The organism is sulfur-oxidizing endosymbiont of Gigantopelta aegis, assembly GCF_016097415.1.
In the GTDB taxonomy this organism is placed as follows: domain Bacteria; phylum Pseudomonadota; class Gammaproteobacteria; order GRL18; family GRL18; genus GRL18.
The window spans coordinates 1,458,948-1,472,462 of sequence record NZ_JAEHGE010000001.1; the positions used below are offsets into that span (position 1 = coordinate 1,458,948).

The 13,515-nt window shown below is 41.3% G+C and carries 7 protein-coding genes and 1 pseudogene; 6 read left to right on the forward strand and 2 right to left on the reverse strand.

Going from position 1 to position 13,515, the window contains the following annotated elements:
- Positions 1–49 precede the first annotated feature (49 nt).
- From JEU79_RS07470 to JEU79_RS07490, 5 genes and pseudogenes are all read left to right on the forward strand, one after another.
- The gene (locus tag JEU79_RS07470) at positions 50–1,417 is read left to right on the forward strand and encodes a TolC family protein (RefSeq protein WP_246540098.1); all 1,368 of its coding nucleotides are present in this window, start codon (positions 50–52) and stop codon (positions 1,415–1,417) included.
- Entirely contained in the window at positions 1,410–2,765 is a 1,356-nt protein-coding gene (locus JEU79_RS07475) for an efflux RND transporter periplasmic adaptor subunit (RefSeq protein WP_198263597.1), read from the forward strand. The genes JEU79_RS07470 and JEU79_RS07475 overlap by 8 nt, the downstream gene beginning before the upstream one ends.
- Entirely contained in the window at positions 2,758–3,546 is a 789-nt protein-coding gene (locus JEU79_RS07480; protein WP_425511141.1) for an efflux RND transporter permease subunit, read from the forward strand. Before JEU79_RS07475 ends, JEU79_RS07480 begins: the two co-directional genes overlap by 8 nt.
- An 82-nt stretch (positions 3,547–3,628) precedes the next feature.
- Positions 3,629–5,118, forward strand: a pseudogene (locus JEU79_RS07485) (ISKra4 family transposase).
- Complete coding sequence (locus tag JEU79_RS07490) at positions 5,111–7,564, forward strand: efflux RND transporter permease subunit (RefSeq protein ID WP_198263598.1); 2,454 nt, start codon at positions 5,111–5,113, stop codon at positions 7,562–7,564. The pseudogene JEU79_RS07485 and the gene JEU79_RS07490 overlap by 8 nt, the downstream one beginning before the upstream one ends.
- Before the next feature lie 62 nt (positions 7,565–7,626).
- Here JEU79_RS07490 and JEU79_RS07495 read toward each other — a convergent pair whose 3' ends face one another.
- Both JEU79_RS07495 and JEU79_RS07500 read right to left on the reverse strand, forming a co-directional pair.
- Positions 7,627–8,922: an APC family permease gene (locus JEU79_RS07495; protein WP_198263599.1), complete on the reverse strand. Its 1,296-nt coding sequence runs from the start codon at positions 8,920–8,922 to the stop codon at positions 7,627–7,629.
- Between the two features lie 42 nt (positions 8,923–8,964).
- Positions 8,965–10,443 carry a NarK family nitrate/nitrite MFS transporter gene (locus JEU79_RS07500; RefSeq protein ID WP_198263600.1) on the reverse strand — a complete coding sequence of 493 codons (1,479 nt, stop codon included), beginning with the start codon at positions 10,441–10,443 and terminating at the stop codon, positions 8,965–8,967.
- A 275-nt stretch (positions 10,444–10,718) separates the two neighbouring features.
- On the opposite strand from JEU79_RS07500, the gene JEU79_RS07505 reads away from it, so the two are divergent.
- Positions 10,719–13,472, forward strand: coding sequence for a nitrate reductase (locus JEU79_RS07505; RefSeq protein ID WP_198263601.1), 2,754 nt, complete (start codon positions 10,719–10,721; stop codon positions 13,470–13,472).
- Positions 13,473–13,515 lie beyond the last annotated feature (43 nt).

A 13,515-nucleotide genomic window follows, 5' to 3' on the forward strand; every position in this document is an offset into this window, starting at 1 on the left:
GAGACTTGAATCTAAAAAATAATTTGAATCACACCTAAAAGGTATACGCATGAAGGCTATTATTCCAAGTAACAGGATGCCCCGTTGTGAATTATTGTTTGTTCGCACCAGTATGGTCATTAGCGATAGTAAAAGATTACTGCTCTATCTATTATTGACCAGCCTACTCAGTGTCAATATAGCGATTGCAAGTCCTAAGGTTCTCAGCTTGGAAATGTCAGTATCACAGGCTATTCGTGACAACCCCAGTTTAGCAGAAATAACGGCTCGTTATGAAGCTCTCTCAGCCATTCCATCTCAGGTTGGCAGCTTGCCAGACCCGACACTTAGTTTTAATGCGCTTAACCTACCTACAGATACCTTTAATCTTGATCAGGAACCGATGACGCAATTGCAAGTTGGTTTAACCCAGGTGATCCCATTCCCCGGTAAACTTGCGCTGAATGAAGAAATCAGTCAATTTGAAGCAGATGCTGCCAAGGATAATATTGCTGAGGCACAATTACGTTTGGTTAGCCAAGTCAAAATAAGCTGGTGGAGTTTGTTTTATATGGATCGAGCGTTGGAAATTGTAAGTAATAATCAACGTCTATTACGTCAATTTGTAAAAATTGCTGAAACCAAATATGAAGTAGGCAATGGACTGCAACAAGATGTTTTATTGGCTCAACTCGAATTGTCAAAACTACTGGATCAAAAAATAAAGCTAGAAGGACGCAGACGCAGTCAGGCAGCCTTACTCAATAAACTATTAGATGACCCCGCAAATACCCCCATATTATTGCCTAAGAATGAGAGCCTTACGCAGAAGCTACCAGAAATAATCCCAGAAACAGCGCTTTATCAACAAGCCGAAAATAAACGCCCAATACTCATGCAATACTCTAAAGGTGTCCAGGCCGCTCAGTCTCGAGTTGCACGTGCCGAAAAAGATTATTATCCGGATTTTATGCTGGGTGGATTTTATGGTGCGCGTCAAGGCGATAACCCAGCCAATATCGGTGGCAGACGTAGTGATCTTGTCAGCATTAAACTTTCCATGAGCTTACCAATATTTACTGAACGTAAACAAGCAAAAGCGGTTGATCAACGTAATAGCGAACTGCTCAAACAACGTTATTCATTGCAGGACATGAACAATCATGTGCAAACACAAATCTCACAAGCAACTGCTGACTTTCAACAGGCAAAGCAACAGGTGGTGTTATTTAATACTGGCATTATTCCACAGGCGAGCCAGACGGTGGCATCAATGTTAGCAGGTTATCAAGTCAGTGAAGTTGATTTTCTTAATCTTGTTCGCAGTCAAATTACTTTGTTTAACTATGAAACACGCTATTGGAAAGCATTCACTGAGGCCAATCAGGCCTTGGCAAAATTAATCGCAGCGGTTGGAGAGGACAATATTTATGAATAAGCAAATAATTTTAACAGCATTAATCATGTCGGGCATTGGTGTTGGTGTTGGTTATTGGTTTGCGCCATCACAATCAGTAGCAGTGACAAGTGGCAATACTCAAGCTCAGCCAGAAAAGCGTAAACCCTTATTTTATCGTAATGCGATGAACCCTAGCGTGACCTCACCCATTCCCTCTAAAGATGCCATGGGCATGGATTACGTTCCTGTCTATGCTGATAGTGCTGCCGACAGCAAAGTCCCCGGACTGGTTAAAATTGATCCGGTTATTGTACAAAACATGGGGGTTCGCACCAGCATTGCAAAATTGAGCACCCTCAGTCATACCATTCGAACCGTAGGTCGAGTTGATTATGATGAACAGCGTATGGCACGCTTGCATCCTAAAACAGAAGGTTGGATTGAAGAATTATACATTGATACTACCGGGGAACGTGTTGAGAAAGGCAGTATTTTATTAAGTGTTTATTCGCCTAAGTTGGTCTCTACGGAACAAGAATATTTACTCGCATTAAGCAGTTATCATACCCTTAAAAACAGTCCCATCGATGATATCAGGCGCGGAGCAAAAAGTTTATTAAAAAGCTCTCGAGAGCGTTTAACTTTATTGGATGTACCCGATCATCAAATTCGTGAACTGGAGAAAACACGTAAGATAAAACGCAATCTGCATATCCATACTAGCGTTTCTGGTACGGTGATAAAAATTGGTGCCCGTAAGGGGCAGTATGTTACCCCCCAAACTGAACTTTATATGATTGCTGATTTAGAAAAAGTATGGGTTTATGCCAATATTTATGAATATGAATTACCCTGGGTAAAAGAAGGTGATGAGGTCTCAATGACGTTGACTGGCATTCCCGGCAAAACCTTTCGCGGTAAGGTCAGTTATATTTATCCTTATGCTGAAGCAAAAACTCGAACCATTCAAGTAAGAGCGCAGTTTGATAATTCTGAGCGTTTATTAAAACCTGAAATGTATGCCGATATTACCATTAAATCAAGTCAATCGGTTGAAGCTATTATTGTGCCATCTGAAGCCATTATCCGTTCAGGTAATAATGCTCAAGTGTTTGTTGTCCATGGTTCAGGCAAGTTTGAACCGCATAATGTTACTTTGGGCATCGAATCAAATGGACAAGTTGCCATACTTGATGGTATTAAAGCCAATGATCGCGTTGTTACCTCAGGACAATTTTTAATAGACTCCGAATCAAAATTACGTGAAGCCACCGCTAAGATGATCAGCGCGTCCAAAACTAAGCCCATGGATATGGAGATGCCCAAAAAGTCAGCTCCCAGCAAAGCAAATAATACTGAAGTGAACAAGGGGATGAATCGTGATTAATTCGATTATTGCCAGCTCATTACGGGATCGTTTTATGGTTTTAATGGTAACAGTCATTATTACTGTTGTGGGTGTTTGGGCCTATAAAACAATTCCCCTAGATGCCATTCCAGACTTGTCAGATGTACAAGTTATTATTTTTACCAAATACCCCGGTCAGGCGCCCCAAGTTGTTGAAGATCAAGTCACCTATCCACTGACCACCGCTATGCTAGCGGTACCCAACACAAAAGTAGTTCGAGGCTATTCTTTTTTTGGCCTATCCTTTGTTTACATTATATTTGAAGACCATACAGATATGTATTGGGCGCGCTCCAGAGTGTTGGAATCACTCAATTACGTGAGTGGTCGTTTGCCTCAGGGGATTTCTCCCACGCTAGGCCCGGATGCCACTGGTGTTGGTTGGGTGTATGAATATGCCCTGGTGGATAGAACCGGCAAACATGATCTCGCCCAATTACGTTCTATTCAAGACTGGTATTTACGTTATCCGTTACAAACAGTAGAAGGCGTATCGGAGGTGGCTTCGGTGGGTGGTTTTGTTAAACAATATCAGATTGAAGTCGATCCCAATGCGCTGATTAACTATAACATTCCATTAAGTAAGGTCAAACATGCGATACAACGTTCCAATAGTGATGTCGGCGGCCGTTTAATCGAATTGGCTGAAACCGAATATATGGTGCGTGGCCTAGGCTATATCCGTTCTCTGGATGACCTCAATAAAATTGGGTGCAGATCTTCTAAAACGATGAAAATAAACAATAAATTCAATAGTTAATGCTTGAAAAATGAAAAGAGAAAGATCAAAATATTGTTTTATAAGCTTCTTAGTTTCATAACCCAATAAAAAGACCTCTCTCATGAACATAGCATACCTAAATTCAAACGATTATTCATTCTTTTTTGGTGCTCAGGATCAACTTGAACAGTTGATTAAACAATTACAAACAGATAAACATAAAAATTGTGAACATGGTGACATAGAAGATTTTATTAACAAGGAAGGTCAGGAAATTTTAAGACGACTACTGCAGGGCTGGCTAGATTTAAAAGCCGCCAACGAGGAAAAAAGAAGCTGTGTTAACACCGTTTCAGGAGACAAGCTGAATTATGTCCGTACAAACACCCATCGTTCGCTGAATAGTTTGTTTGGTCAGGTCACTGCCACCAGAAATGGTTATAGTCAAAGAAATAAAGACAGTTTATTTCCTATTGATGCTGAACTGAATTTATCAACTAACAGTTACAGTGATGGTATTTATTTCAGAGTGTCTAAAGAAGCCATTCGAGGTTCATTCGATGATGTCGTTGAAAGTATTGATAGTACAACTGCTGGTCATGTGCCCAAAAGACAGTGCCTCAATATAGTGAGAGATGTTGCTCAGGATTTTGAAGGTTTTTATAAGAAAAACGATTTATTGAACCCGAAAAACATCAGATTTTCTGGTCTTAACCTTTGATGGAAAAGGGATAGTTATGCGACCTGAAGGTTTAAGAGAATGCACAAAGAAAAATGCCCAGAAGAATAAGAAGCTCAAAAGTCGTCTGAGTCAGGGAGAGAAAAAAGACCGAAAACGTATGGCACAAGTGGCTGCCGTTTATACCGTACAATCTCATATTCGTGCTGCTGAATCTATTATGAAAGTAGCAGAAGATGATAATGTCGTTCCTTTTCGAACCCCCATTAGAAATAAGCGGGTTTGGGCGAGTGTTGAGCGAGAGGCAGAAACTGTTATTGAGGAAGCATTTCAGGAAGCACTACAAAGAGATCCAAAACAAAAGAGGGAATGGGTTATTTTAATTGATGGTTTACCTCACCAGATCAAACTCATCAAAAAGTGATGAAGAAACTGAGCATCAAAGCAACTATTGTAATGGACTTTATCCATGTCTTGGAATATCTCTGAAAGCAGCTTGGTGCTTCTTTGATAAAGGTGACGAAGCGGTTGAGGAATGGATAGCTGAAAGAGCAGTCAAAATACTTAATGGCCATTGTTCACAAGTAGCCAAAGGGATCAGACTCAGTGCCACAAGACGGAAAATAGAAAGTAGAGAAAATATTGATAAATGTGCTGATTATTTACTAAAAAATAAAGAGCAGTTGCAGTATGGCATCGCATTAAAAGCGGGTTATCCTATTGCCAGTGGCGTTATTGAAGGTGCATGCCGTCACCTCATTAATGACCGACTTGATATAACCGGTGCTCGTTGGAGTCTGCAGGGAGCAGAAGCAGTATTGAAATTACGCTCACTAAAATCCAGTGGTGACTTTGAAATGTATTGGAAGTTTTATAAGAAAATGTCAAAAAAAAGAAATTATGATTTTTTAGAGGTTAACAACTTTGGGTAATGAATTTTGTCGTTTTAAAGGAACTACACCCAATAAAATTGCTATTGGCGTGGATGATAAAGGAACGCCAATTCGTTTACAAGATGTTGCACAGGTTCACTATGGCCCAGAGTTACGCCGTGGCGTTGTTGATCTAAATGGTCAAGAAGAAGTGGCGGGAGGCATTATCATCATGCGCTTTGGTGAAAATGCTTTAAAAACCATACAAGGTGTAAGAGCCAAACTGGAAGAGCTGAAACAAGGCTTGCCTGAAGGCGTAGAAATTGTTCCCGTTTATGATCGGGGCGATTTGATTGAGCGGGCTGTGAAAAGTTTAAATGACTCATTAATACAGGAAATTATTCTGGTCAGTATTGTGGTGGTGTTGTTTTTGTTGCATTTACGTTCCGCACTCGTCGTTATTATCACCTTGCCTTTGGGTATTTTAATTGCCTTTATCATTATGAAGTGGCAGGGTTTAAATGCCAACATTATGTCTCTAGGAGGCATTGCAATTACTATTGGTACCATGGTTGATGGCGCTATTGTCATGGTCGAAAATACCCATAAACGTCTCGCTCTGGCGAATAAGGAGAAAGGGGATAAATTAAATACGGCAGAACATTGGGAGGTTGTTGGTAAGAGTGCCAAGGAAGTAGGCCCTGCATTATTTTTCTCACTATTAGTTATTACGGTTTCGTTTTTACCTATTTTTACCATGCAGGCACAAGAAGGACGATTATTTAGTCCGTTAGCTTTGACGGCTGCTTATGCTATGGCTGCTTCGGCTATCTTAGCTATTACTCTAGTTCCAGTCATGATGGGCTTTTTAATTCGCGGGAAAATCATTGACGAAGATAAAAATCCCTTTAATCGTATATTGCATGGCTTACATTCACCGGCTTTAAATTTTGCCATGCGCTGGCGTACACTAACGGTTATTGTCGCACTGCTGATATTAGCGGTAACCTATTATCCTTTTTCTAAACTCGGTAGTGAATTTATGCCTCCCTTAGATGAAGGTGACATTTTATATATGCCAACCACTTTTCCAGGAATTTCCATCACTAAAGCCAAAGAACTATTACAGCAAACAGACAAAATACTGGCTACTTTCCCGGAAGTACATCATGTGTTTGGTAAAATCGGTAGGGCAGAATCAGCAACAGATGCTGCCGCTCTGTCAATGATGGAAACCACTATACGTTTGAAACCTAAATCAGAATGGCCTGATCCGGATAAGACTACCAAGGAACTGACCAATGAAATGGACAAGGCGATCCAGTTCCCTGGTGTTGCTAATGCTTGGACCATGCCAATTAAAACGCGTATAGACATGCTTTCAACGGGTATTAAAACCCCTATTGGCATCAAAATATCAGGTCCTAATTTGGTCAAGTTGCAAGAGCTTTCTGAAGCGGTAGAGCAAGCGATGAAAACGCTACCAGAAACATTATCCGCTTTTGGTGATCGCACTGTGGGTGGCTATTTTATGGATTTTGATATCGATCGAGAAAAAATTGCCCGTTATGGTCTAACCATCGGTGATGTTCAGGATGTTATTCAAAGTGCTATTGGAGGTATGAATATTGGTGAAACCGTTGAAGGCTTAGAACGTTATCCCATTAACTTACGTTACCCTCGTGAATTACGTGATAATGTAGAAAGCATGAAAAGAGTACTCATTCCAACACCAACGGGCGCTCAAATCCCTTTGACAGAGCTGGCAGAGTTTACTTATCGACGTGGCCCACCGGTCATTAAAAGTGAAGATGCCCGACCAAATGCTTGGATTTACGTTGATATTACAAGCTCTGATATTGGTGGCTTCGTTGCTAAAGCCAAAGAAGTGTTGGCTAGCCAAGTGACTATTCCTGCTGGGTATACTGTGACCTGGTCAGGGCAGTTTGAATACATGGAACGTGCAGCCAAAAGACTGCAAGTTATCGTGCCGATTACATTATTGATTATTTTTATCTTGCTTTACGTCAGTTTTCGCAATATTACTGAGCCGGTTATCGTCATGCTATCCATTCCTTTTGGGCTTATTGGCGGCATTTGGACCGTTTATGCGCTTGATTATAATATGTCTGTCGCAGTCGCCGTTGGTTTTATTGCGCTGGCGGGAATGGCTGCTGAAATTGGTGTTTTAGTGTTAAGCTTTATTGATGCGGAAATAGCCAAACTTCGAGTCGGACGGACAGAACCCTTATCAGCAAAAGAGATCCGTCTGGCGGCTCAATCAGCCACCGCAATGCGAGTACGGCCTGTCGCTATGACGGCTATTTCAACCATGGTTGGTCTAGTACCCATCATGTTGAGCACGAGTACAGGTTCTGATGTCACACATCGTATCGCCTCTCCCATGTTAGGTGGTATGTTAACAGTCATGATTCTTAACTTACTGGTATTGCCTGTTATCTACAGCCTTGTGCTTCAAATGCAGGAGAAAAAACGCTCGCAGTAGGCGTTATTTGTAGCTGTTATTAATGGCTGTTAATGACTGTTAATGACTGTTAATGACTATTGTTAATAGGGGCGGGAAAAAATATGTTTGCGAATGATCTTTCCATAGCTTAGCTCAAATAAAAAGGAGATAGCAATAAAAGATAAAAAGATAACAATTGCTCGTGGTGTATTTGAATAAGTATGAATAAGCAATGTCATTAAAGCCATAAAACTGACCAAGCTTGCCAGCACTGTTATTTTTTTACTGGCATTGATTGCTTTGTGGAGTTTATAAGCAGCTACATTGACGATAAAAAAGATCAATAAAAAGCTGGCGCTGCCAATAATGGCTATTTCGCTTAGGTCAATTGAATTGGCCATGATCAAGCTTAGAGCGGCAGTCAGAATAACGCCTAAAGTGGGTATGTTACGTTTTTCATTAGCCAGCGACTCAGGTAGTTCGCCTTCTTTTGCCAGCATATAACTCAGGCGAGCATTGCCATAGATCGTGGCATTTATCGCTGAAAATGTTGCCAATAGAGCGGCAACCGCAACAATAGTGAAACCCACTTGACCAAGAGCCGGTTTTGCCGCGACCGCTAAGGCATAATCTTTTGCCATCACGAGTTGGCTTTCGGGTACGGTGCCAACGGTAATGATGGCAATGAGAACATAAAGTAAAATAACCAGCAAGACTGAACCATAAAAAGCCCTGGGTAAATTCGTGTCGGGATTTTTAATGTCTTCTGCTGCATTGGAAATCAATTCAAAGCCTTCATAGGCAACAAAAATTATCATGCCTGAAACGACGATAGAAAAAGAGCTTCCCCATTTCATGGGTGATAGTCGTTCAATATCAACATAGGATGCACTGGCGGCAATAATAAATACCAACAAGATAATCTTAATGATCACAATCAGTGTTTCAGATTTGCTGACAAAAGATGCGCTGATTAAATTAATTGCAACAGGCAGTAAAATAGCCAGGCTAATTAATAAATGTTTTAACCAAGCTGTTTCATTATTGGGAAAGAAGGTTTGTCCATAGGAGGCAAAGGCCACAGCATACAATGAAATGGTGACTAAATAACTTAGCCAAAGCATTAGATTGACGCTACCGGCTAATAAGTTGTGATTAAATGCTTTATCAATGAATAAAACCGTTCCTCCCCGACTTTTGTAAGTGACGGAAAGTTTGGCATAAGAATAAGAGGTGAGTAATGCGACAATTCCGGCAACAAGAAAGGCAATTGCAGTCGCACCATGAGCCAGTGAAACGGCCTCACCGAGTACCGCAAAAATGCCCCCTCCAACCATACCGCCTATGCCAATTGAAATAGCCCCCAATAATCCAATCGTGCCGTTTTTTTTATTCATATACCCTTATTCATTACAAGTCTCAATATACCCATGATACTACTAGTCTACCTCAATCATTTCCACAGTACCATCAGGTAGTACTTCAGCCATGTGGCCTTTGGGTTCTTCAATAAATTGAATCGCCACTAGCACAAAGAGGGCAGAACCAGCGATGGTTAAGAAAAATATCTGTGGTGAGACGAAAGATAATACAGTCAGGAATAATACTGCACCTACATTACCATAAGCACCGACCATTCCAGCTATTTGTCCAGTCATGCGACGTTTAATTAAGGGGACCATAGCAAACACTGCACCTTCACCGGCTTGTACAAAGAATGAACATAACATCGTCACAGCAACGGCTAGGAATAATGACCAACTGGATTCAATTTGACTCATAATATAATAACCGATGACCAAACCGATTAAGAAAATGGTCAGGGATTTTTTACGGCCATATTTATCACTAATAAGACCACCACCGGGACGTGCAATTAAATTCATAAAAGCAAAACCTGCAGCTAACATACCAGCCATAATGGCAGTGATGCCATGACTTTCATGAAAGGTTTCATAAAAGAATAGGGGAAGCATAGAAACAACCGCTAGTTCAGAGCCAAACGTCACCATGTAAGCCAAATCAAGGATGGCCACTTGTTTAAATTTGTAGCGATGAATCTTAGGAATTTCTTCTTTTAAATGCTCATTGTTGATGTGAAATATTTTATAAATATTGTAGGCAAATAACGCAGTAATGCCGAAGTAAATTATTGTGGCAGTATTGGCTTCAAGTAAGCTAACGCCTGAGGGTGATAACTTCCAGGTAAGCAGTGCTAAAGTGGCATACATCGGAATTGACATTAAGATGTAAAAATACAAATCACCTTTTGATGTGACTTCCATTGCACCCATGCGCTTGGGCTTGAAATAAGTAGAACCCTTGGGCGTATCGCTGACACTGAAAAAATAGATTACTGCATAAACAAGTGCAATGACACCAGTGAGTGCTACAGCATAACGCCAGCCTTCATCACCACCGAATAATAAAGCAATCGTCGGTAAACTCATCGCCGCTGCCGCAGAACCAAAGTTACCCCAACCGCCATAAATACCTTCAGCAACGCCAACTTGTTTGGCTGGGAACCATTCGCCCATCATGCGAATGCCAATCACAAAACCGGCGCCAACAAAGCCCAGTAAAAAACGAGATAAGGCAAGTTGTTCGAAGGTGTCTGCAAAGGCAAACATAAAACAAGGAATACTACCGATAGATAAGAGGGTGGCAAAGGTGCGTTTAGGGCCAAATCGATCAACCAGCATACCAATGATGATGCGTGCAGGAATGGTCAAGGCGACATTGAGAATGAGCAGGGTTTTAATTTGCTCACTTGTGAGTTCCATGGTTTCTTTGATGACAATTAATAAAGGTGCATGGTTGAACCAGACCATGAAGCTGATAAAAAAGGCTAACCAGGTTAAATGAAGAATTTTGGTTTTTCCAGTAAAGGAAAATAAATTCAGTCTACTATCACTCATAAGATTGCTCTCTAAATTAATTAAATAATTCTATTCTGATAATCTATGAAAGCATTTGTTAGGCCAACAAATATAAGTGTTTGTTAATTAATTAAAAAACAACTGTTTTCGTCATTATGAAAAATTCACTATGCACCATTTTGGAGCAGTGTTCTAAGGATGTTTTTTGTTCAATAGTAATAATTGGTGCAATTAACAAGCTAATGTTACTTTGCTCACAGAGCTAGCAAAAAAATTGCTATAATCTTGAGGTCAATTTTTTATTCGGAATCCTTATGGCCAGTTCACAGTCGAAAGTACAATTAAATATTACTCCAGAATACAATGCCCAATATAATAGGCTGTCGAATAAAGACGGCTTGCAAAAAACTACTTGCCCTTATTGTGGCGTGGGCTGTGGGGTTATTACACAGGTTGACCAAAATGGTGTGGTGACCGTCAAGGGTGATCCGGATCATCCTGCTAATCAAGGGCGCTTATGTTCTAAGGGGATTGCCTTGGGTGAAACCGTGGCTTTAAATGAACGCCTCTTATACCCTGAAGTAGAAGGTGAACAGGTCAGTTGGGAACATGCCTTGCCCATGGCGGCAGGACTGTTTAAAGACACAATTGAAGAATTTGGTGCAGATTCGGTGGCATTTTATGTCTCAGGGCAATTGTTAACCGAAGATTATTATGTGGCCAATAAGCTCATGAAGGGCTTTATTGGCTCGGCTAATATTGATACCAATTCCCGCCTTTGTATGTCATCAGCAGTGGCGGCTTATAAACGAGCCTTTGGTGAAGACATTGTTCCCTGCAGTTATGAAGATTTGGAACGTGCTAAATTAATTGTTTTGACTGGGAGTAATACTGCCTGGTGTCACCCTGTTATTTACCAGCGTATTGCTAAAGCTAAACAGCTTAATCCCGATTTACAGGTGATCAATATTGATCCCCGTATGACACAAACTTCCAGTATTGCCGATTTACATCTGGCATTAAAGCCCGGTAGCGATAGTGTTTTATTCAATGGTTTATTGGTTTGGTTGGAGCAAAGTGGTGAAAGCAATCCATTATATCTGGATAACTTCACTTCTGGTTTTGCTGCCGCCTTAGCTTCAGCAAAGGCCAGTGCGCCAACGCTTGAGTCAGTTGCCGAACAATGTGAGTTGCCCATTGCTGATGTTGAGCGTTTTTACCGCCTATTTGCGCGTACGGAGCGTACCATTACGGCATTTTCTCAGGGTATTAATCAGTCCAGTAGTGGCACAGATAAGGGTAATGCTATTATCAATTGTCACTTATTAACGGGCAGAATTGGTCGCCCGGGCATGGGACCTTTTTCACTGACGGGGCAGCCTAATGCGATGGGGGGACGTGAAGTCGGGGGACTCGCCAATCAATTAGCGACCCACATGGATATTGCTTCAGCAGAACATCGCCAAATTGTACAAGAGTTCTGGCACAGTCCAGTGATTGCTGATAGTGAAGGTCTTAAGGCGGTTGATCTATTTGATGCCGTCCATGATGGCAAAATAAAAGCCATCTGGATCATGGCAACCAATCCGGTGGTGAGTCTGCCCAATGCGGATAAGGTGAAACAGGCATTAATGAACTGTCCTTTGGTGATTGTTTCTGACTGTGTTGAACAAACGGATACCAGTAAGCTAGCACATATTAATTTTCCGGCACTTACTTGGGGTGAGCGTGATGGCACTGTTACCAACTCAGAGCGGTGTATTTCCCGGCAGCGACCTTTTTTACAAACACCGGGACTTGCAAAACCGGATTGGTGGATTATTACTGAATTTGCCAAACAAATGGGCTTTGAAAAGGCCTTTAATTATCATTGTCCGGCTGATATTTTTCGCGAACACGCAGGTTTATCAGGGCATAAGAATAATAATGAACGCTTGTTTAATATTTCCGCCTTGGCAAATATCACTAATCAAGAATACGATGACTTGTCACCTATGCAATGGCCCATCGTCACTCAAAGAGAAGAGAGTGCGATAAGAGTACTGGAAAATGGACAGTTTTATACAGCCGATAAAAAAGCACACTTTATTGCCATTACACCGGCAGCACCCAAACATTCAGTCAATACAGCTTATCCCTTTGTACTGAATACCGGACGAGTGCGCGATCATTGGCATACGATGACTCGTACCGGAATGTCACCACGTTTGTCATCTCATACCATTGAATCCTATGTTGAAATCCATCCACAAGATGCGATGAATGTTGGTGTATCGGATGCTGAACTTGTGAAAGTGAATAGCCCTGATCCCAATGATGCACAATTACCCGACAAAGAAATCATGGTACGGGTGCGGATCAGTGATAAGCAGCGACAGGGTAGCCTATTTGTACCCATGCATTGGAACGGACAATTCAGTAGTCAGTCACGTGTAGGGACATTGCTTGCGCCCGTGGTCGATCCCATTTCAGGCCAACCAGAATCAAAACAGGGCATCGCCAACATTAAAACCTGTCAGGCGAATTGGTATGCGTTTATGATCACTCGCAGAACACCGGAGTTACAATTTTCTAATTATTGGTCACGCTCCCGTGGCAAAGGTTATTGGCGTTATGAACTAGCAGGCTTACAGGCTCCCAAAGACTGGTCAGAACATGCGCATAATCTATTAGGACATAATGTTGATAATGAAAACTGGCTGGAGTTCTATGATAAAACTCGCAATCATTATCGTGCAGTGAAAATGTCAGGCAAGCGTTTAGATAGCTGTTTATTTATCTATCCTGATATTAATTTGCCACCAAGAGACTGGCTGATTAGCTTATTTCACAAAGATGAAATCACCCAGGAAGAACGTAATAACTTGTTACGCGGTGAAGCACTCAATGCCCATGAAGATACGGGCAAGATAATTTGTGCTTGTTTTAATGTCGGGGAGAAAACCATTAATGACTGTATCAAGAAGCAAGGCTTAAAGACTGTTGATGCCATTGGTGAACAATTAAAAGCGGGTACTAATTGTGGATCGTGTAAGCCGGAATTAGCCGAGTTGTTGAAAAACGCTTAAGCTGCTGTTAATAGCTTAAGGTAATAGCAAGCTTAATATTGAT

Bases quoted from the DNA above. Each gene is read 5' to 3' on its own strand.
- JEU79_RS07470 (WP_246540098.1), top strand. From the start codon at position 50: ATGAAGGCTATTATTCCAAGTAACAGGATGCCCCGTTGTGAATTATTG.
- JEU79_RS07475 (WP_198263597.1), top strand. From the start codon at position 1,410: ATGAATAAGCAAATAATTTTAACAGCATTAATCATGTCGGGCATTGGT.
- JEU79_RS07495 (WP_198263599.1), bottom strand. From the start codon at position 8,922: ATGAATAAAAAAAACGGCACGATTGGATTATTGGGGGCTATTTCAATT.
- JEU79_RS07500 (WP_198263600.1), bottom strand. From the start codon at position 10,443: ATGAGTGATAGTAGACTGAATTTATTTTCCTTTACTGGAAAAACCAAA.
- JEU79_RS07505 (WP_198263601.1), top strand. From the start codon at position 10,719: ATGGCCAGTTCACAGTCGAAAGTACAATTAAATATTACTCCAGAATAC.